The organism is Shewanella sp. MEBiC00475, assembly GCF_005234075.1.
Taxonomy (GTDB): Bacteria; Pseudomonadota; Gammaproteobacteria; order Enterobacterales; family Shewanellaceae; genus Shewanella; species Shewanella polaris.
Map to the genome: position 1 here is coordinate 2,077,579 of NZ_CP039928.1, position 21,796 is coordinate 2,099,374.

A 21,796-nucleotide genomic window follows, 5' to 3' on the forward strand; every position below is an offset into this window, starting at 1 on the left:
TAAATATTAGGGTAAATTTGGGTAAAACACAAAACACCCCCTTTTTAACCCTCTAACTTTACTGACTTTTTCACCTTAACTGTTAGTTTTAACTCAGCTTAAGTCATTAAGCATGATTCAAAAAACTTACTAAACCAGAATAAGGAAAGTCAGGATGAGTATACTCAAAAAAACATTAATCAGTATGTGCCTAATTAGTGCATCAGGTATGGTTGCAGCCACTCCGATTACAGCAAACGTTACCGCAGACAATGATTTCATTGTGGTACATTCACCAGGTAATGGTAGTTCACCTACGGTGGTATATCGTGGTGCGAATGGTAGCCAGTGGAAAAAAATAGAATCATTCAAGTTCGACATCGATAGTAGTCCACAATCATTAAAGACCTGTTCGGTGAGTGTGATTGCGTGGGGTGATGGTGCGGTGTCACAAGGCATGGCAGCTATCTTCAAAGGTGACAACACTATTTATACTGGGTCTGGCCACTTCAAAGCATATCAGTCAACGATTCCATCGTCTGGCTGGGCGCAAACAGGTGGACCTAATGCGAGTCAAATTAATAGTTTGATTGCTGGATCGTTATCTAATGGTCAGTCACCCTATTTATTCCCCGGTTCTGTCGCTGGCGGAACTTCACCTTGGGGGACGATGAGCTTTCCCCTTGCCAACAATGTTAATAGCAACAATTTTCGCTGGGCATGGTCGACGAATAATCTCGCAAAAAGAACTTATTCGGTATTTACTGCGGCCTGTGGTGATATCGTTAAAGAGATACCCGTCGCTGTCAATATGCCAGGGGAACATTTCCAATGTTATGGGGTGCGAAAAGCAGATAAACTTCGCGAAGAAACCATCATGATTGAAGATCAATTTGGTAAAACCCGCGCAGTGTTAGGCAAACCCGTATTGCTGTGTAATCCGTCAAGCAAAATCCATAACGAAAAACGCTACAAAATTCGTAATGAAAAACGCCATTTGGTGTGCTACGACTTTGTAAAACAAAATAAAGTAAAAAACCACAATCTTGAGATCAATAATCAGTTCGCACCCGATGAACTAATGAATGATCAACGAGAGCTGTTCTGTGTACCTTCTAGTAAGAAGCACTTAGGCCCAATTAAGCCAAATAAACCTGGTAAGCCGATCCCACGAGAAATGCAAAGAGCAGAAATGAAACCATTGAAGCAGCGATAAAATAGGCATTAACAATGGATAAAAAAATCAGTGGGTAACCCCACTGACTTTTTTAACAATATAACAAGGATAAATAGAAGCCAGAACTAAAACCAAACTATCGCTAATATTACACGCTCATCTCAATGGCTTTTTTAGGGGTAAAGCTGCTGCCTATAGATGCGATAATAACCAACCCGATGGCAGACCACTGCAATAAAGTCAGTTGTTCACTCAATATAATAAAGCCAGCTAATGCGGCAATCGCGGGCTCTAAACTCATTAGCACACTAAAAGCCTGTGTTGGCATATTTCTTAGGGCCACCATTTCCAAAGAATAAGGTAAGGCACTGGATAACACACCAACCAATAACCCAAGAGGTAATACTTCCCAACTAATTAATACCAATCCTTGGCTTACAGCACCAACAGGTACCAGCACTAACGCCGCCACAGTCATGCCTAAAGCAACGGTAATACCACCCGATCCTTGCTTGCCAGTACGGGTGCCAAACAAAATATAACCAGCCCAACATGCTCCGGCACCCAGTGCCATTAATGCACCGCCAAGGTCAAGTCCTTGTTCACTGGATAAATTAGGCAGCAACAGCAAAATCCCAGCGATGGCGCAAACGACCCAAAAGAGATCACTTTTTCTCTTCGAGCTAAATAAGGCTACAGCTAATGGGCCTGTGAACTCAAGGGCAACGGCGATCCCTAAGGGTATACGTTCAATGGCGAGATAAAATAAAATGTTCATCCCACCTAAACATAAACCATAAATAATAATGCTCTGCCATTCTTTGCCTTGAGGTAATGCACGCCAAGGACGGAACACTAACCAAAGTACAGCTGCAGCAAAACCTAAACGCAAAGCTGTTGTGCCTTCAGGCCCAACGATAGGGAAAAGTTGCTTAGCTAAAGATGCACCAGACTGTATGGTGATCATAGCCAATAAAACACAACCTACAGCCATTAGCAGTCCACGATTGATTTGCATTAAAATATATCCAAAAATGAAAATACAAGAGGAGGCATTCTACCTGAGACAAGTGAATCCCTGCAGTAATTATTATCATCCACAATCTAGATTGCAGTTAAGCAATAAAGACATTCAAACGACAATATATTTTACTCTGGTTGTTGTGATGATAAATATTTTATAAATTCAATTTTACTATTAGTAATCGAGCCATTATTTTCATAACCACAAATTTGATAACCACTAGCAATAAGCATTTGCAGCATAGCCGGAAACTGATTCATAGATTTAACCCTAATAGTGTTAAAACCATTTTCAATTACCCATGATTCCTGAAGTAAACGCAGTTGAGAAGCCACTTTCATTTTTCGATGTTCAGGTGCAACACCGCCTAACCAACTGTAAAACAGAACATCAGTTAACTCGTAACCCAATTTAAAACCAACAGGAACGTTATGGTACCGAGCAATTAAAATGAGATGTTTTTTCTCTGCCAGTCTCTTTTCAATGATGTCTGCAGATATTTCAGAACCCAATTCAGGTACTTGCGCCAATACAGATACAATGTCTGATATCGTTCCAAGATCGCATTTATATTTCATAAAACCACCCATTACACGTTTTAATTACTTTGCATTATTTTCAATAAAAAAAACACCTTGTTAGTGACCTAACAAGGTGTTTTATTTATGCAGTTAACAAGTGTGTTTACACTCGTTTTACCCGTTTATTCTTTGTATTTTAACGTACCATTAGCTTTGATTTCGTCGTACCACAAGTTGTGATGCTGTGAAGCCCAGTTTTCGTCGCAATAACCTGAAACCATACATTCCATACCGCCTTCGCTGAGTACAGTTGCCATCCAAATATGCACTATGGTAAACGCGACAATAACCACTGCGCTAACACCATGTATAAGCAGAGCGAGCATTGACCAAATGCGAGGTAAATCAAGCATAGGGAAAACTAACATAACCCCAGTGACACTGATGCAAAAACCAAAAATAGTTAAACTCCAGAACCACATTTTTTCACCCGCATTGGCAAAACCACTGTCTGGGTGTTTGCCTTTAAACGGACCAAAGTTAATGTAACCACCAACCACTAAAAACCATTTTAAATCATATAGTTTAATAGTTTGTAACGGCATCCACTTAATAACACACACTAACCAAGACACCATAAATATAGGGCCTGACCAATCATGACTAAACTTGCTGAATGCAATTGTTGCCGCCCAAATACCGTCTCCGACATAGGGGGCGATAAAATGCCGTCCAAGCATAATGACTAAACCGGTTAACATCAAAACTAAGCACGATATGGCCAGAATCCAATGTATCCACAGATCAGCTTTGCTCCAACGAAATACCAATTTACCCGAAAAGCCTTTACTCAGCGTAGCTGGGCCATTCACAAAGTAAAACACGAGAAAAGCGGCAAAAACGCCGACAAAAGCGAAAGCGAATACAGGCTTAAGGTAAGTATTTCGTAATTCTTTACCTTCGTTACCTGCAACGTTTACCAACACACCTGCGTCTACGCCTTTATATGTACTATAGCCAGCTTTACCCGCTTTTATGTCACGCCAGAGATCTGCATCTCCAGTCATCGACCTTGCTTGTTCTTGACTTGATTTTTCATCGGCGGCATACACCGACGATGTAGCAAATCCCAATCCCATACACAGAACTAATAGAGCAAATATTCTGCGCAATGATTTGTTTAACGTTAAAGTTAACATTGTCACTCCTTTATATGGCTGCGAACAAAGTCGCAGCCCATGCTCTAATTAGACTGATTCACCCGTTTTAGGATCGTAACCCCAAATGGCATTTGGATTACCACGTGTAGCCATGCGCTGACGATAAATGTCAGACACGATATTGGCGTCGCCCGCAAGCAATGCTTTAGTCGCACACAACTCGGCACACATTGGTAATTTACCTTCCGCAATACGGTTAGAACCGTATTTTTGGCGCTCAGCTTCGGAATGATCTTCTTCTGGGCCACCAGCACAGAAAGTACATTTATCCATTTTTCCGCGACTACCAAATGCAGTCTTTTTAGGGAACTGTGGTGCACCAAATGGACAAGCATAAAAACAGTAGCCACAACCAATACAGGTATCTTTGTTGTGTAGCACTATGCCGTCTTCGGTACGGTAGAAACAATCGGCCGGACATACAGCCATACATGGAGCATCAGAACAATGCATACATGCGACTGAAATTGACGCTTCACCAGGAACACCATCGTTTAATGTCACCACGCGGCGACGTTGAATACCCCACTCTAAAGCAGAGTCGTTTTCGTTTTTACATGCGGTGACACAGCCATTACATTCGATGCAGCGCTTGGTATCACATAGAAATTTCATTGTAGCCATTTTGGCAATTCTCCTCGCTTAACTGCAATTACGCTTTTTCAATCTGACAAAGCGACGCCTTGGTTTCCTGCATTTGAGTCACAGGGTCATAACCATAAGTCATTGCAGTGTTCGCTGATTCACCGATAACGAAAGGCACTGTGCCTTCAGGGTAATTAGCCGCTAAACTTTCGCCGTGCATTACACCAGCAAAGTGATATGGCATCCAAGTCACACCAGGCTTAACGCGTGGAGTTACCATCGCCTTAATCTTAATGCGTCCGCCTTCAGCACCTTCTAACCATATTGAGTCACCATCACGCAAACCGCGATCAGCAGCATCTGCAGGGTTCATTTCAACAAACATTTCTTGTTGTAGTTCTGCAAGCCAAGGGTTAGAACGCGACTCTTCACCACCACCTTCATATTCAACCAAACGACCAGATGTCAGTATTAATGGATATTTAACTGAACTATCATGCTGTTGAATTGTTTTATATAAAGTTGGTAAACGATAAACTCGCATATCATCGTAAGTTGGATATTTACTCACTAAGTCACGACGTGGTGTATACAGTGGTTCGCGGTGAATAGGCACCTGATCAGGGAAATTCCACACGATACAACGTGCTTTAGCATTACCATAAGGAGTACAACCATGCTTAACAGCGACACGCTGAATACCACCAGAAATATCGGTTTTCCAGTTATGACCTTCTGCGTGTTGTTTCTCTTCGGCCGTTAAATCATCCCACCAGCCAAGCTGCTTAAGCATGTCTGCAGTGAACTCTGGATAACCATCTTCAATTTCAGCACCTTTAGAAAAGCTGCCGTCTGCTAACAGATTCTCGCCTTGGTATTCAACGCCGAAACGGGCACGGAAGTTACCACCACCCTTTGACACATGTTTACTTGTGTCATACAGAATTTGTGTACCTGGGTGTTTCTGTTCTGGCGTACCCCAACATGGCCAAGGCAAACCATAAGTTTCACCTTTAACTTCGCCACCAGGAGCTTCCAACGTTTTATTGCTGAATAATCCCCAGTTTTGGGTGTGCAATTTAATACGCTCAGGGCTTTGGCCTGTCATACCAATAGTCCACATACCGCGGTTAATTTCGCGAGTCACGTCTTCTATCACTAGCATGTCGTTGGCATCTTTAGCGATACGCTTGGTGTACTCTTTATCAAAGCCAAGCTTTTGCGATAAGCGGTACATAATTTCAAGGTCAGTTTTCGATTCAAATAATGGCTCGATCACTTTTTCACGCCATTGTTGGCTACGACCAGAGTTAGAGACTGAACCCTCTGTTTCGTATTGAGTCGTTGCAGGTAACAAGTACACGCCATCTGTACGACGGTGCATAACGGCTGCCATGGTTGGGAATGGATCAACTACAACCACAGTGTCCATCTTGTCTAGTGCATCACGAACATCATTCTGGCGGGTTTCGGTGTTAACTGACTGTCCCCAGAAGAAACCCATACGAATATTGTCTTTTTGAGTTAAATTCTCAGCGCTTTCTAACACACCATCATGCCAGCGAGAACATGGAATACCCGGAGTGTTGATTGGCAAACTGCCTAAATATTCGTTTTGATCAAAGCGTGATTTAACCCAATCTAAATCTAGGCTCCAAACATTGGTCCAATGTGCCCATGCTCCAGAAGTTAACCCGTAATAACCTGGTAAATTATCGAATAATAAACCTAAGTCAGTCGCGCCCTGCACATTATCGTGACCACGGAAAATGTTAGTACCACCACCTGATACACCCATGTTGCCAAGTGCAAGTTGTAAAATACAATAAGCGCGAGTGTTAGCATTACCTACGTGATGCTGAGTACCACCCATACACCAAATAACAGTACCTGGACGGTTATCGGCCATCAGTTTCGCAGCTTGGTAAACCTCTTCTTCGCTACAACCTGTGATACTGGCTACTTCTTTTGGTGGGAACTTCTTGGCTTCCGCACGAATAGATTCCATTTCGAAAACACGTTCTTGGATAAAGGTTTTATCTTCCCAACCGTTTTCAAAGATGTGCCATAACATACCGTAGATAAACGGGATGTCAGTACCAGGACGTAGGCCACAATGTAAGTCTGCATGTGCAGCAGTACGAGTAAAGCGTGGATCTACAACAATTATTTTAGCATTGTTTTTCTCTTTCGCGATCAAGATATGTTGCATTGCAACTGGATGCGCCTCGGCAGGATTAGAACCGATAAAAAAGATTGCATTGGCGTTTTGAATATCATTGAAAGAGTTGGTTTGCGCACCGTAGCCCCAAGTGTTAGCAACACCGGCTACCGTGGTAGAGTGACAAATACGCGCACAGTGGTCGATATTGTTCGTACCCCACATTGCTGCAAATTTGCGATACATATAGCAGCCTTCGTTCGAAAACTTAGCACTACCCATAAAGTAAATTGAATCAGGACCAGACTCTTTACGAATATCCAACATCTTGTCACCCACTTCGTTAAAAGCTTGCTCCCAAGATATTTTTTTCCACTTGCCGCCAACCAATTTCATTGGGTATTTAACGCGTTTTTCGCCATGGCCATGTTCGCGTAATGCAGCACCTTTGGCACAATGTCCGCCAGCATTGAATGGATGATCGAATGCAGGTTCTTGGCCTGTCCACACGCCATTTTGTACTTCAGCGTATAAACCACACCCTACCGCACAAGCACTACATATAGTGCGCTTGATTTCTGTTGGTGCATCGTAGGGTACATCTTTCGCTTCAGCACGACGGATCATGCCTGTGCCCATCATTGATGCAGCCGCAATACCACCGGTAGCAATACCCATTTGTTTTATAAATTGACGACGATTAATACCAAGCTTACTTGAAGCTTCATTGGTAGGAGCCGTGATTGACTTGCGAGTTAATTTCATCGCTTAAATTCTCCTAAACTAGCCGCGTAAGCTATCGTAATAACTGTTGATGTGGGCCGTTTCTTGATAGCCATTAGTGTGCGAAGTGCTAGCACTTTTCTCAGTTGCTTGGGCAACCTTAATGCCTGTTACGGCAATCGCGACACTTGCTGTACCACCAAGAGTGATAGCTTTCAGCAAAGATCTACGATTTAAATCAGGTTGTTGCTTACTCATTTAATCTCCCATCGAAAACGATTGTCTTCTGCCGCACCTCATAGAGGTTGCATTTTTGTTGTATAATATTGAATAAATACTACTTCATAGTAGGTAGTGATTATTTTCGGAGCCATAGTAGAAACAATGGAGATTTGTTTATTTGATCTACATTAGAAACTCAGTAGTTAATTAATAAAAAATCTAGAAATGTCAGTTAGATCACACTGGGGATGGTTTGAAACCAACCAAGATCACCAATCCAGCTAACGAATTTCTTCATCAAACAGCGGGAAATCAAATAGGGTTAATCAAAGGCAAGCTTTTAAGACAATGTTTTGTTCAGTAATGACACTTAAGTTGGTTTATATTTGGTGTATAGACTTACCCTAAGTCGATAGCTTTAGCGCTAAAGAACTTGATTTTGGCACGTGCAACAGAATCGATTTATGCATTCCACTGCAGCATTGAATTCATTAAGATGGCAACCACCATTTCGATATTAATTCACCTTAAGCAACATGCGTAATGTGCTCTTACTGAACAAATAATGAATGTAATGGGTATTGGTTAATTTAAGATGTAGAGAGGCCGTTGAATCTGACTTATCGATTTTATTAATGTTGTGTTTATTTTATACCTGACATAAAAAACACCCCGAGGAATAACCTTGGAGTGCAGTTCTAACGTTAAAGGCGTCGGTAAGTATTTATATTTCTCGCTGTCATCTGGTTAAGAGGCAATGAATAAAATAAAACACTCACTGGCCAACAAGCTACAGATAATCTGTTTGGGTATTTATTATTTATCAAGCGCCTGATGGAATGCTTTTATAAAAGCATCATAGTCTTCAAATTGCGGCATGTGACCTAATCCTGGCAACTCAATAAGCACTGAGCCTTTAATCAAATTATGAGCATTAACGCCGAGTTTTTGATATTCGCCTAATTGTCTGGTTACACCTTCTTTTAACCATCCTCTACCTGGGCCGGTTTTATCTCTGGTGCCTATAATCAGCACAGTTTCATTGTTAATTTGTGAAAACCTATCGACAATGTTTTCTGAGAAAATCGGACCATAAGTTAATGCATTATTCCAAGCTACGATCTTCCAATCATCACCAGCAAGCATGCCTTTCAAAGGCACTAAAAGTTTCTCGTATTCGCTTGACCACTTGCCATCATAATAATTTTTCTTCTGATAGTTTCTCGCTTTGTCGAGTGTTTTAGCGAGCTCATTTTTATAAAAAAAGTTAACATCTTTAAACTGCACATATTTGCCGTAATCTTCTAAACCAATAGGGTTAATCAGAATCAATTTATTCACGGCATTAGCATAGTTAGCCGTAAATGTAGTCGCTAACATGCCACCCATTGAGTGACCAACAAGATCAAATTTTTTGATATCCAAACTGTCCAATAATAACTTGGTATTTAAGGCTAATTGGCCGAAACTATACTGATAAGCCTCAGGTTTTGAAGATTTACCAAAGCCGATTTGATCTGGAATAATGACTCGGTAGTTTCTTTTTAGCAGGTCGTTTGCCACGCGGTCCCAATAGTAGCCTGAAAAATTTTTGCCATGTAATAATACGATGACTTTTTCTGCGCGTTTATCGCCCACATCCATGTAGCGCATTTTTAAATCTTTATCTTGAGAATTAAAATTAAATGTCTTAACGTCAAATGGATAATCAAACCCATCCAACTCTTTATCATATTTAACGGAATTTGCCGCATATGCCTGTGTTACCACAGCAAATAGGGCAAATAATACAACACAAAATTTCTTCATATTAATCTCTCTTAAATCAATCGAAAAACAGCCACAAATGAACCATGATAGCCAATTTGATATTAAATCTACATTTCTTGCTTAATTTGACCGTAGGCTAACATCGCAAACAATCCTGTGCCGCCAATAATATTCCCTATTAACATTGGTCCAATATGGTGTGACAGCGCAGTGATAAAATTCATTTCCCCATTGAGCACAAGGCTAAATATCTCATTGGAGCCAGCAATAACATGGGTAAACTCTCCCGCTGCGATTAGCCATGTAAACATAATGATAACGAGTACCTCAGAGCCTTTTGCTGAGGGCAACATCCACACCAAAGAAGCAATAAAAAATCCGGCTGGTATGCCACGCATTAATGTCTCTGAAGGCGTTAACTCTGCAACATGCCGTGATATCTGCAAAATAGCGCTCAGGATCTCTTCTGTCAGTATGCCACCGTGAACGAAAATAGCCGCGGTGAGAAATGTACCAACAAAATTGGCCCCCAGCACTATGGCCCACAGGCGTGCGGTACAAACGAGACGACGTTGAGTGGTATTCGCTAGCAGTGGCAGTACCACGGTTATAGTATTTTCAGTAAAAAGTTGTAGTCTTGCTAGAATGACCAGCACGAAACCGAAAGTGTAACCAAGGCTTTCAATAATCGACAAATACGGGTGTTCGGAGCCTATATTGCTGCGGATGATACCTTCAGTCAAAACCGACGATGAAATACCGATACCAGCAGCAATCCCAGACCACCACAAAGACCTCAGCGGTCGTTCCAATTCTTCCAGGCCTTCACGCAGAATAATTGAATAAACAGTAAGTGATGACAGACTACCGTGCTCGATTACCGCATCACGTTCCGAACCTGTCAGCGCTATCTCTGTTGGCGTTGGTTCATTCTCCCGCGCCTCACGCATTTCAACCTTATTGCTAGACTGTTCATTATCATTGCTGGACGATTTGGTTTTGTCGGCCTGGTCAGGTCCATTCTGTGTCATATTATTATCCTTTCGGTCTTTAACCTGACTTAAACAATAGACGGCTTATATCATCAATTCAACAGGATCGGTAAGCCACTATGATGCTTAAAAATACTATATTAATAGTCGGCAATATACTATGGCAGCATGGTTATTTAACATTAACCTAGGTTAATAGATGGGATAAGCAAATCAAAATCAGAATCTTTAAGCTAATTCATATCAAGCTTGTCATTGGGTTTGCTAACTGGCACATTGACGGGCTATTGCGAGTTAAGAGTAAATCAGTGCGACACCATTAACGGAGCAAAGAACTTTATATCCCATTCCTAGGTTATTTATTACCTTTTTTAGGTAACGAATTGTAAGCGTTCCTTACGGTATCATATCCATAAATACGTTCTAGTTTTCGTACAATAAAATGCCCTCTCGCCATGTCTTGGAAATGATCAATAAATAAAGTATTAATGATTGCACCACCTGCGGCACCGACAGCCGGTACGGCTTGTGCAGCGGCTTTTTGGGTCACTTGAATACCAAATTTTTCTGCAATTTTAGTAATTAACTTAACTAAAATAGGCGCGGCCTCATCTGTCATACCTTTTTTTACCATAAATTCAGCCGCTTCTGAGACTGATTTTGCCAAGGCTGCTCTTACTGCAAAATATCCAGATTCACTACCATCATCTAAATCACTTTCGCCTCCTAAAGCAAACACCTCTAAACAAGCCATTTTGGTTTCCAGTGTGGTAATCAACTCGCCTTCACTACGAGCAATATCAGCGATCGAGCGCAACATAATTGATGTTGAAATAGGAAGTTCAACCGCTATTGCAGCCAAGCCAAAGAAACCACCGACACCACCACTCACTGCGACGCCTAATTTGTGCCAAAGATTAGACGACTCTTCTCCTGGAATATCTTTCATAGTAAATATCGCCGCTTCTGACGCTTTAATTAGCGATTTCTCGGTCACTTTCGCGATATTTTTATTCCAGTTATCAGGTAGTAACGCTAAGCCTTTTTCAATAGGAGTCCCTATAAGATTAGTCATTTTTACCGCGAGTCCAGGGTTTTCTAATAGTGATTTGGCAACTAAAAGCTCTTTTTTATGTGATTCTGAAATATTCAACTAAACCCCTTAGTGGTGAAGCAACGCACCTGAGTTATTTTACATCTAGCAGACAAAACTAAAATCAATTTTAAACAAAATGCCACGTGTGGCAAATAAACTGGAAGCGTTTACTCGAGTATATTCCTACTAAGCTGTCCAATTTCCTAATGAAATAACATCGTTTGTTTCAACATTTATCACAATGCCTTTTAATGCATAATTTATATGCAAAAAGTGAAGGTTTTTTATCTATAAATAGACTTCCGATCTCGAAATATTAGGTGTGTGGTTGATGTAAAACGGCTGAGGAAACTGACTATTAAACAAGAAATGATTTCAAGTAACGAAATGATAGATAAAAAATAGCTTGGTATTATTTATCGATAGGAGGTAAATACCCACGACCATTTTTAGTTAAATCACTCACACCTTCTGTTGCGTCATTTAGCGCGCGGCCATAATTATCACGACAGTGAATACAAGGGCTCATCTTATTCACGAAGCGACCTTTTTTTGTATACTTCCTCAAATAGGCATGTGAAATCACTACATTACCTTGATGTAATTCAATAACATCGGCTAATTTATTCCTTAAATCAGTTACAGCTGCATCTTCAGCACACATATTGTCATTTGCACGGCCCCAGCCTATGACTTGTTTACTGGGATCGGAATGTACATATTTGGCCGCCACCCAAGGTCCACTATGGTAACCCGTTGATTTTCCATCAGGAAACTTAGAGGGCCTATTTGCCAATTCATACGCTATGAGTTCAAGCTGATCTGTTGGGGCTCTGTCACACAGGATGTCATGAAATACAGGACGGCTAGTGGTGACAAAATAATTATGATTGTGGCTTATTTTTAAATCGTGATTATGGCGTGAATGTTCAACTTTGTTTATGTTTTCTATTTTAGCGATGGCATCACTACAGGCCAGTATTTTGTCACCAATCTTCAGATCGACAGCCTTTATCCATTCCTCAGCAATGAGATAAAATTGATGTTCTTCCACCACAAGCATCAAGGTTGTTAATTCACCAATGGAATATTTAATCTCTAGCATAACGTCAGCAACACTTCCAAGTAGTTGTTAAATTGGTGGTCGTTAAGCACCTTAGACATTGAGAAATCTAACAAATAACATCAATAACTTACCAGAACAACATATCAATAGAGACAGTTAAACCACAGACTAAACCTAAAAAACCAATTCTAATCATCATTACCGACAATAAAGCTTAGGCTAATGTTCATTCTTTAGTGACGGCTCAATACTTTTAGTCAAAGTATAAAATGAGTTACCGTTCCTTATTCTTCGACTTCAGCTTTGTTCTTTTTCGCATTGCATTCCATAACTTGCATTTCTTTCTCGGCTTTTAGGCGACAAACAGCCAATTGCTCTAAACGCATAGTTTTAACTGTCGCGAGTGGATCATCAACTTGATTGCCTCGCTGTGACATATCGTACTCAATGATATCATCATCGGGTATATCATCATTATTTTTAGCTGTCATTATTACCTACCTTTTGTGCCACTTTAAAGCCATCTTAAAGCCATTTTACTTATTAAAAGCCCATTCTAAAACGATAGTCGCAAGTAACATAGCCACCTATTTTTATCATCAGCAACATATCGTCTTTTAAAGGTTATAGCGATAGTCTTTGATTATCCCTGTACATACATTTATCAGCGATATTGAATTATAGGTATATTAAAAACCAATAAAAAAACACCTTGTCAGTGACCTAACAAGGTGTTTTATTTCTGCCATAACGAGTGTGTTCACACCCGCGTTACAGGTTTACTCTTTGTATTTTAATGTGCCATTGGCCTTGATTTCGTCGTACCACAAGTTGTGGTGCTGCGAAGCCCAGTTTTCGTCACAATAGCCAGAAACCATACACTCCATACCACCTTCACTGAGTACTGTCGCCATCCATATATGCACTATGGTAAACGCGACGATAATCACTGCGCTTACACCATGCACAAGAAGTGCGATCATTGACAGCTCACGTGTTAAATCGAGCATTGGGAAGACTAACATTATCCCAGATACACTGATGCAAAGACCGAAAATGGCCAAGCTCCAGAACCACATTTTTTCACCCGCATTAGCAAAACCACTGTCTGGGTGTTTGCCTTTAAACGGACCAAAGTTAATGTAGCCACCGACCACTAAAAACCATTTTAAATCGTACAACTTAACGGTTTGTAATGGCATCCACTTGATTATACAGACTAGCCAAGACACCATAAAAATGGGACTAGACCAGTCATGTACAAACTTGCAGAACGCGATTGTTCCCGCCCAAATACCGTCACCGACATAGGGAGCTAAGAAATGGCGCCCGAGCATAATGACCAAACCGGTTAGCATCATGATTAGGCACGATACGGCCATAATCCAATGTATCCAAAGATCAACTTTGCTCCAACGAAATACCAATTTACCCGAAAAGCCTTTACTTAATGTAGCTGGACCATTCACAAAGTAAAACACTAAAAAGGCGGCAAAAACACCTACAAAAGCTAAGCCAAGTGCGGGTTTTAGATAAGTATTTCGCAATATTTTGCCTTCATTACCCGCTACATTAATCAGCACATCAGCATCAAGGCCTTTGTCTGTACTGTAACCAGGTTCGCCAGCTTTTACTGCGCGCCAGAGATCTGCATCACTGGTTTTTGACGTTGCTTGTTGCTGGCTTGATTGTTCATCAGCGGCATACACCGGCGATGTAACCAACCCCAATCCCATACACAGAACCAACAGAGCAAATATCCTGCGCAGTGATTTGTTTAACGTTAAAGTTAACATTGTCACTCCTTAATACGGCTGCGAACACGTCGCAGCCTATGCTCTGATTAGATCAACTCGCCTGTTTTAGGATTGTAGCCCCAAATAGTATTTGGATTACCACGTGCAGCCATACGCTGACGATAAATGTCAGACACTATGCCTGCATCACCGGCCAACAATGCTTTAGTTGAACAAAGTTCAGCACACATTGGTAACTTGCCTTCTGCAATACGGTTTGAACCATATTTTAGACGCTCAGCTTCAGAATGATCTTCTTCTGGGCCACCAGCACAGAACGTACATTTATCCATTTTGCCACGGCTACCAAATGCAGTCTTTTTAGGGAACTGCGGTGCACCAAATGGGCAAGCATAGAAACAGTAACCACAACCGATACACGTATCTTTGTTGTGGAGTACGATGCCGTCTTCTGTACGGTAGAAACAATCGGCCGGGCATACAGCCATACATGGTGCATCGGTACAATGCATACATGCGACTGAGATTGACGCTTCTCCAGGAACGCCGTCGTTAAGTGTCACCACGCGGCGACGTTGAATTCCCCACTCTAAAGCAGAGTCGTTTTCGTTTTTACAAGCTGTGACGCAACCGTTACACTCGATGCAGCGTTTGGTGTCACACAGAAATTTCATGACTGCCATGATGGCTTATCTCCTCATCAAGTGTTATTAGGCTTTGCTTATCTGACATAAGCTGGCTTTGGTTTCTTGCATTTGCGTTACGACGTCATAACCATAAGTCATGACAGTATTGGCAGCTTCGCCAATCACGTAAGGCACTGTACCTTCGGGGTAGTTTTTGGCTAAACTCTCGCCTTCAAATACACCAGCAAAGTGGTATGGCATAAAACATTCACCCGCAATAACACGCGGTGTCACCATCGCCTTAACAGTAATTTTGGCACCTTCTGGACTGTGAACAAACACGTCATCACCATCACGTAAACCGCGATCTGCAGCATCTGCTGGGTTGATCTCGATAAACATTTCTTGCTGTAATTCAGCAAGCCATGGGTTACAACGGCTTTCTTCACCACCACCTTCGTATTCAACCAAACGTCCGGTTGTTACCGCTAATGGGTAGTCGGTAGCAAAGTCCTTGTCTTGAATAGTCTTATAAAGTGTTGGTAGACGAGCCACCATACGGTCTTCATAAGTTGGGTATTTAGCCACTAAGTCACGACGAGGGGTATATAACGGTTCGCGGTGTAATGGAATATCATCAGGGAAGTTCCAAACAACACAACGCGCTTTAGCGTTACCGTAAGGAATACAACCATGCTTGATAGCCACACGTTGAATACCGCCAGAAATATCTGTTTTCCAGTTTTTGCCTTCAGCTTTAACTTTCTCTTCTGCTGTTAGGTCGTCCCACCAGCCAAGCTGTTTAAGCATGTCAGCGGTAAACTCTGGGTAACCATCTTGAATTTCAGATCCTTTTGAGAAAGAACCTTCAGCAAGAATGTTAGTACCATTATGTTCAACACCATAGCGTGCACGGAAGTTACCACCACCATCTTTAACTTCACGTCCAGTACGATACAAAATTTGCGTACCTGGATGTTTCATTTCTGGGGTGCCCCAACATGGCCAAGGTAAACCATAGGTTTCGCCTTTAGCTGGGCCGCCGGGTGCTTCAAGTGAATTAACGTCGAATGTGCCCCAGTTTTCTTGGTGCATTTTCAAACGCTCTGGGCTTTGACCTGTGTAACCAATAGTCCACATACCTGAGTTAAACTCGCGAGTGATATCTTCAATCAATGGCTCTTCACCATTAACTTTAATATGCTTACAGAATTGGTCAGCTACGCCCCATTTTTTGGCCAGTTTATACATGATGATGTGATCAGGTAATGACTCAAATAATGGTTCGATAACTTGTGTACGCCACTGTAACGAACGGTTAGAAGCTGAAACTGAACCATAAGTTTCGAACTGAGTTGCCGCAGGTAATAGATACACACCATCTTGGCGTTGATGCATTACACCAGCCATAGTAGGGAATGGATCAACAACAACCACTGTGTCCATCTTGTTTAGTGCTTCACGCACTTCACGACCACGAGTTTCGGTGTTAACAGACTGACCCCAGAAGAATCCTAGACGAATATTGTCTTTTTGGGCAATTTTGGTTTTGTCTTCTAACACACCATCGTGCCAGCGTGAACAAGGAATACCCGCTGATGTTTGTGGTGATTGACCTAAGTATTCACCTTGGTCAAAACGCTCGGAAACCCACTTTGGTTCAAGATCCCATACATTAGCCCAATGGTCCCATGCGCCAGAGGTTAAACCGTAGTAACCCGGTAAGTTATCAAATAACAAACCAAAGTCAGTAGCACCCTGTACGTTATCGTGACCACGGAAAATGTTTGTTCCGCCACCTTCGACACCCATGTTGCCAAGAGCAAGCTGCAAAATACAGTAAGCACGTGTGTTGGCATTACCAATATGATGCTGAGTACCACCCATACACCATACAACAGTGCCAGGCTTAGTTTCGGCCATCATTTTAGCCACACGGTACATTTGCTCTTTTTTAACACCAACAATGTGTTCGACTTCTTCTGGAGGATATTTTTTCACTTCTTCTTGGATACGTTCCATGCCGTATACACGTTGGTCGATGAAAGTTTGATCTTCCCAGCCGTTTTCGAAAATGTGCCATAACAAACCATAAATATATGGGATGTCAGTACCTGGACGAATATGGACATATTCATCTGACTTAGCTGCTGTACGAGTAAAGCGTGGATCGACTACTATGATTTTGGCACCGCGCTCTTTTGCCGTCAGAATGTGCTGCATCGCTACTGGATGAGCTTCACTTGGGTTAGAACCAATAAATAATATACATTTTGTTTTACGAAGATCGTTAAACGAGTTCGTTTGCGCACCGTAGCCCCAAGTGTTAGCAACACCGGCTACCGTGGTAGAGTGACAAATACGAGCAGAGTGGTCGACGTTGTTCGTGCCCCACATTGCCGCTAATTTGCGATACATATAAGCTTGTTCGTTTGAAAACTTAGCACTACCCATAAAGTAAACAGAATCTGGACCTGATTCTTGACGAATCGACTCCATTTTGTCGCCCACTTCATTAATAGCTTGTTCCCAAGATAGACGTTTCCACTTACCGCCTTCTAGTTTCATTGGGTACTTTAAGCGTTTTTCACCGTGACCATGTTCACGTAGTGCAGCACCTTTAGCACAATGTCCACCTTGGTTAAACGGGTGATCGAACGCAGGCTCTTGCCCTGTCCATACTCCATTTTGAACTTCGGCATATACACCACAACCCACTGAACAATGTGAACAAATAGTTCGTTTAATTTCAGTTGGCGCATCGTATGGTACATCTTTGGCTTCAGCACGACGCATCATTCCAGCACCAAGCATTGAAGCCGCGGCAATACCACCAGCTGCCAAACTGGCAGACTTTAGGAATTGACGTCGGTTAAGGCCTAGGCTCGACTTTTCAGCTTTGACGGCTGTGTCTGTTTTGCGGGTTAATCGCATCACACACTCTCCTCTGTTATTTGGTTAACGAAGCATAGTAGTTACGAATATGCTCTGTTTCGCGATAATTACTGCCCGTAGGCTCTTCTGTAGACGGTTTAGTGACTTGGGCAAGTGCGGGTGCACTGACACTAGCCACAGCACCTGCCGCACTGCCGAGCGCTAATGCTTTTAGCATTTGGCGACGACCCATGTCGGAAGCTTGCTTCTTCATATTGTCTCCTTGTTGATAAAAAGATGAGGCTGGTAAGCCATCATCCGATTTAGTTAATTTGTACAATCTCGTCTTCAACCGGATCTAAGTCAGCACTGCCTGGACAATTCACCGGAATATCTAAACTCAGCTGTTCAAATTCATCTGCTTCAGCAATAAAAAATGCTTTAGCTAGTTGCGCGACACTTAGGTAAAAACGGGCACTTGGCGTTTTAGCTAAATTGTCACAAAAACGTATAATCCAACTTGCCATATGGCGTTGATAAAATGCCAATTGACGATAACCTGGCGCCTCTAAAATCAAGCAACCCATTACTTCGCATAAGGCAGCGACATGATCCTCTGGTTCTTTAACGTTATCTTCACGTTCAAAACCCAGTTGCATTAGGTCACTACGCAAGGCCGCTAAAGGCTTATCCATTAAAGAACCGGTCATAAACCAACTGCCATAAGGCATAATTTGACCACTGCCAACACCTAAAAATATATCAAAATATTCATCTTCTAAAGTATCAGTATCACTGTTTGCGGCGGTCTCTTTTAACGCAATCCATGCATGGCTCATGGTATTGCCATCCTGGGCTTCTACCTCTAAATTAGCTAAAAAAGCTAATAATTCAGTACTAGGTTGACGGCGGAGTAATGCAGCTAATAATTGATAGATATCGGCTCTTAACTGATCATTCTCACTTATTTGTCTTACTGTTTCTGTCATAGCAGATCTCTTATTGCAATTGCTTTTCTGGATCGTCAAGGATGTCTTCAAACATGTCTTTTACACGGCAATCGCCACACATTTGTAAACGCTCAATATTGGCGCTAAACGCGCTATGTGTTCCCACCATCTCAATTATTTTATGTATCATTGATTGGGTCGCAAACTCACTACCACATCGAATACATTCAAATGGAGGCTCTTCCTTTAACATTTGGACTTGTTGTCTTGCTGATTGATTAAAGTTGATTTGTGGTACTAAACTAATCACTTTTTCAGGACAGGCAGATTCACATAAGCCACATTGAACACAATCTTGCTCAACAAACTTAAGTGCCGGAGTATCACCGCCATCCATTAACGCTTGGGTTGGACAAGTGGCAACACATGACATACATAATGTGCACTTGTCGCTGTTTATGCTTACCATACCGTATGGAATATTAGCCATTGTTAACACATCATCGACTGCTGCAGCCTGGCTATTAAGATGATCGATAGCTTGGAATACAATACTGCGTTTTACATTGGTATTAGGTTCGATAGCATTTAAGGTCATTGGCATGATTACTGGCCAAGCTATGCTAACGGCTAAATTATTATCTAATTGGTTTAGCTCTGACGGGGTAATAAGACGTATCCGTTGTGGTTGGCCCATTTGGTCAAGAATACGATTCGCCAATGTTGACTCACCTTTCAGCATTTGCAGCAATGTAGGTGCAGTTTGAGGCGTTTGTAAGATTAAAATTTCACGCGCACCATAAGCCAGTGCAGCCAACCAATGATCAATACTTGCTACGGTGATTTCTTCCATTGCAACAGGTAACACGTCACCGCTTAACTGCTCAGTAACCAATTCTGCACCCGCTTCGTTATCATGAAATAAAATAACTGGAGCGGTTTGCGCTTCTTGGCGATAACGACTGACTAACTTTTCGAGATAGGTATGCAGTGATGCTGGGGTAGGTAAATCGTAGCTTAGCGCCCCTGTTGGGCACACATTTGTACAACTACCTGCACCATGGCAAAGATAAGGATCGATTTCAATTTTATACGCTACGCTGCTAATGGCATCCGCAGGGCAAAAATTTAAACAACGGTTACAACCGCTTAGACCATGTTTGTCATGGGCACAAATATCACTGTTCACCCTTACATAGCGCGGCTTATCAAACTCACCAATTAAATCAGGAATATTGGCAATGGCGTCAGCGAGTAACGCTGTGTCTTGGCCAACATAAAAATATCCTGGAGGCAGCATTTCGAGGTTGATACATGGGCTATGGCTTAAATCGAGCACAATATCAAAATGCGCTTGACGAATGGCAACAACACTTAAGTCTGCTATGCCATTTTCACCTTCAATTTTGACTTGAAATTGTCCTAGAAACCCTTTTACGCTAGCCAACTTGTTGTAGTAACTTTCAACATCAGTGGCCGCATTCATCACAGCTTCAAGGTGGGCTTCATCTTGGCTAGTGATCGCTTCATTAGCTAAAATGACTCGGCTTGCCATAGTGGACAATTTGTCTGCCGTTAATCGCGCAAGATCTTCAGGCCCAATAATGAGCACATGTCCCTTGGTCGTATAGCTGACAGTTGGTGGTATTAAATTTTGCAAAATCTGCGTACTTGCCATCACCTGTTGTCGTGCTTGTTTCAGCTGTGGCTGGTTTTTTCTGATACTCATTGCGTTCCCAATTCTCGGTTTTTATACCTCATTAACAGTGATAGCTCAGTTCACTGTTCACGCTTATTGCTCGTCATTAATTGACAATAACTCTTTCTATAATCTTTAAATAACGATTTTATCTAGGTCACATTATGAGTGACTGTCGTTATTACGCTTTCGCCTCATCACTGACGGCAGCTTGCTTTATCAGGTCATCATTCTGACTAAGCGGTTGTTCTTCAGGCGATATCGCCACAATCTGTTGTTCATTTTCATCAGCTAACACGTTTAGCTCTTCATCTACTTCTAAATCGGTTTGCTCATCGATCTCAGCTTGTGCTAACTCCGTTGAACTTAAATCTGTTGGCGCTAAGTCAGCTTCTAATTCTGGCTCAGGCAGTTCTTTTTCAACAACATAGCGAAATACTTTACTGGCTAGTTCGGCTGAAACATCCGCTGATAATAACGGCTGATTGGTATAATCCAGCGCATATTCGATTAGCCCATCAATGTGACCATATTGCGGCTGCTTCCATAACGCTCTTAGTGCAGCAGCTTTAGTCGTTGGATCAACACTTTTAGCCATAAAACGAGCAAAGCTGCCGCCGACTTCTATGGTACTTGGATCGGGTAATGGTTCAGACTCTAAAGCTTCATCAGACTTTAAGTCTATTGTACTAACGTCTTGAGTCGACTCTGTTGTGGGAGTGTTAATTTCATCAGCGTGTGCTTGTGCTTGCTGTAGCAATGCTTCTTGCTCAGCCTCTTCAGCAACCCGTTGACGCCTAAGTTCCCAACGATTAAGAAGGCCCTCAGATTTATCATTCATTGTATTTTCCCTGTGCGGTTTGCGCTCGGGCCTTCATTTTTACGACGGTTAACATGTTTACGTCGATGGGCGCTAATCTCAACCTCGCCATGGCGGGTGATGAAGGCTTCGATCCAACAAGCTATAGCGCTAGGCATTGGAATATTGAGTACTGGAGTATCTGACTCAAGACAACCCGCGCTAACGTGTTGGTCGGCAGAAACCATTGCCGGAACCCATGTTCCATCAATCAGTTCGTCACACACGATAAAAAGCGTTGAATTATCCATATCCAGGTTAATACGATAGCTACCACGTTGATCTTTGTATAATTCCAATGGAACTAAAACCGAATTTTCTGGCTGCTCTTGTGTTGCTGGAATCATTTGGTCAAGCTCCCAACGGACTGAAGTCCAGCGTCCTACTTGGGTTTGCACTTTTTTTAGTGAAACATACATTGGCCAAAGTGTGTCGGTATGTTGCATGGTGATGCTTACCTCTGACATGAATATGTGTATTGGAATACACTCTAAT

At 42.0% G+C, this 21,796-nt stretch carries 20 protein-coding genes; 1 reads left to right on the plus strand and 19 read right to left on the minus strand.

Annotated features, from left to right (window positions below; genetic code table 11):
- Positions 1-154 precede the first annotated feature (154 nt).
- Complete coding sequence (locus FCN25_RS09140) at positions 155-1,195, plus strand: hypothetical protein (protein WP_137223976.1); 1,041 nt, start codon at positions 155-157, stop codon at positions 1,193-1,195.
- A gap of 109 nt (positions 1,196-1,304) precedes the next feature.
- Here the strand turns inward: FCN25_RS09140 and FCN25_RS09145 are convergent, their stop codons facing one another.
- The 19 genes from FCN25_RS09145 to FCN25_RS09235 all read right to left on the minus strand — a co-directional run bounded on the left by FCN25_RS09145 (position 1,305) and on the right by FCN25_RS09235 (position 21,747).
- Complete coding sequence (locus FCN25_RS09145) at positions 1,305-2,174, minus strand: DMT family transporter (protein WP_137223978.1); 870 nt, start codon at positions 2,172-2,174, stop codon at positions 1,305-1,307.
- Between the two features lie 131 nt (positions 2,175-2,305).
- Positions 2,306-2,758: a GNAT family N-acetyltransferase gene (locus tag FCN25_RS09150; RefSeq protein WP_137223980.1), complete on the minus strand. Its 453-nt coding sequence runs from the start codon at positions 2,756-2,758 to the stop codon at positions 2,306-2,308.
- Between the two features lie 125 nt (positions 2,759-2,883).
- Positions 2,884-3,900 carry a formate dehydrogenase subunit gamma gene (locus tag FCN25_RS09155; protein ID WP_137223982.1) on the minus strand — a complete coding sequence of 339 codons (1,017 nt, stop codon included), beginning with the start codon at positions 3,898-3,900 and terminating at the stop codon, positions 2,884-2,886.
- Positions 3,901-3,948: 48 nt separating this feature from the next.
- Positions 3,949-4,545: a formate dehydrogenase FDH3 subunit beta gene (gene fdh3B / locus FCN25_RS09160; protein WP_137223984.1), complete on the minus strand. Its 597-nt coding sequence runs from the start codon at positions 4,543-4,545 to the stop codon at positions 3,949-3,951.
- 28 nt (positions 4,546-4,573) lie between these two features.
- Positions 4,574-7,432 carry a formate dehydrogenase subunit alpha gene (locus FCN25_RS09165; RefSeq protein ID WP_137223986.1) on the minus strand — a complete coding sequence of 953 codons (2,859 nt, stop codon included), beginning with the start codon at positions 7,430-7,432 and terminating at the stop codon, positions 4,574-4,576.
- Between the two features lie 18 nt (positions 7,433-7,450).
- On the minus strand, positions 7,451-7,648 hold the full coding sequence (locus tag FCN25_RS09170) for a formate dehydrogenase (RefSeq protein WP_137223988.1): 198 nt from the start codon (positions 7,646-7,648) through the stop codon (positions 7,451-7,453).
- 780 nt (positions 7,649-8,428) lie between these two features.
- Positions 8,429-9,421, minus strand: a complete 993-nt coding sequence (locus FCN25_RS09175) for an alpha/beta fold hydrolase (RefSeq protein WP_137223990.1) — start codon at positions 9,419-9,421, stop codon at positions 8,429-8,431.
- A 68-nt stretch (positions 9,422-9,489) separates the two neighbouring features.
- Positions 9,490-10,413 carry a formate/nitrite transporter family protein gene (locus FCN25_RS09180; protein ID WP_137223992.1) on the minus strand — a complete coding sequence of 308 codons (924 nt, stop codon included), beginning with the start codon at positions 10,411-10,413 and terminating at the stop codon, positions 9,490-9,492.
- Positions 10,414-10,729: 316 nt separating this feature from the next.
- Positions 10,730-11,527, minus strand: a complete 798-nt coding sequence (locus tag FCN25_RS09185) for an EcsC family protein (RefSeq protein ID WP_137223994.1) — start codon at positions 11,525-11,527, stop codon at positions 10,730-10,732.
- Positions 11,528-11,882: 355 nt separating this feature from the next.
- Positions 11,883-12,575 carry a polymorphic toxin-type HINT domain-containing protein gene (locus FCN25_RS09190; protein WP_137223996.1) on the minus strand — a complete coding sequence of 231 codons (693 nt, stop codon included), beginning with the start codon at positions 12,573-12,575 and terminating at the stop codon, positions 11,883-11,885.
- 245 nt (positions 12,576-12,820) lie between these two features.
- Positions 12,821-13,027: a hypothetical protein gene (locus FCN25_RS09195; RefSeq protein WP_137223998.1), complete on the minus strand. Its 207-nt coding sequence runs from the start codon at positions 13,025-13,027 to the stop codon at positions 12,821-12,823.
- 288 nt (positions 13,028-13,315) lie between these two features.
- On the minus strand, positions 13,316-14,332 hold the full coding sequence (locus FCN25_RS09200; RefSeq protein WP_137224000.1) for a formate dehydrogenase subunit gamma: 1,017 nt from the start codon (positions 14,330-14,332) through the stop codon (positions 13,316-13,318).
- A 47-nt stretch (positions 14,333-14,379) separates the two neighbouring features.
- Positions 14,380-14,976, minus strand: a complete 597-nt coding sequence (fdh3B, locus tag FCN25_RS09205) for a formate dehydrogenase FDH3 subunit beta (protein ID WP_137224002.1) — start codon at positions 14,974-14,976, stop codon at positions 14,380-14,382.
- Between the two features lie 27 nt (positions 14,977-15,003).
- Positions 15,004-17,853, minus strand: a complete 2,850-nt coding sequence (locus FCN25_RS09210; protein ID WP_137227375.1) for a formate dehydrogenase subunit alpha — start codon at positions 17,851-17,853, stop codon at positions 15,004-15,006.
- Between the two features lie 16 nt (positions 17,854-17,869).
- Entirely contained in the window at positions 17,870-18,067 is a 198-nt protein-coding gene (locus tag FCN25_RS09215) for a formate dehydrogenase (RefSeq protein ID WP_137224004.1), read from the minus strand.
- A 49-nt stretch (positions 18,068-18,116) separates the two neighbouring features.
- Positions 18,117-18,782 carry a molecular chaperone gene (locus tag FCN25_RS09220; RefSeq protein ID WP_137224006.1) on the minus strand — a complete coding sequence of 222 codons (666 nt, stop codon included), beginning with the start codon at positions 18,780-18,782 and terminating at the stop codon, positions 18,117-18,119.
- Between the two features lie 10 nt (positions 18,783-18,792).
- The gene (locus FCN25_RS09225) at positions 18,793-20,472 is read right to left on the minus strand and encodes a 4Fe-4S binding protein (RefSeq protein ID WP_137224008.1); all 1,680 of its coding nucleotides are present in this window, start codon (positions 20,470-20,472) and stop codon (positions 18,793-18,795) included.
- 151 nt (positions 20,473-20,623) lie between these two features.
- Complete coding sequence (locus tag FCN25_RS09230; RefSeq protein WP_137224010.1) at positions 20,624-21,283, minus strand: DUF3306 domain-containing protein; 660 nt, start codon at positions 21,281-21,283, stop codon at positions 20,624-20,626.
- On the minus strand, positions 21,280-21,747 hold the full coding sequence (locus tag FCN25_RS09235) for a DUF3305 domain-containing protein (protein WP_137224012.1): 468 nt from the start codon (positions 21,745-21,747) through the stop codon (positions 21,280-21,282). The genes FCN25_RS09230 and FCN25_RS09235 overlap by 4 nt, the downstream gene beginning before the upstream one ends.
- Between the last annotated feature and the right edge of the window lie 49 nt (positions 21,748-21,796).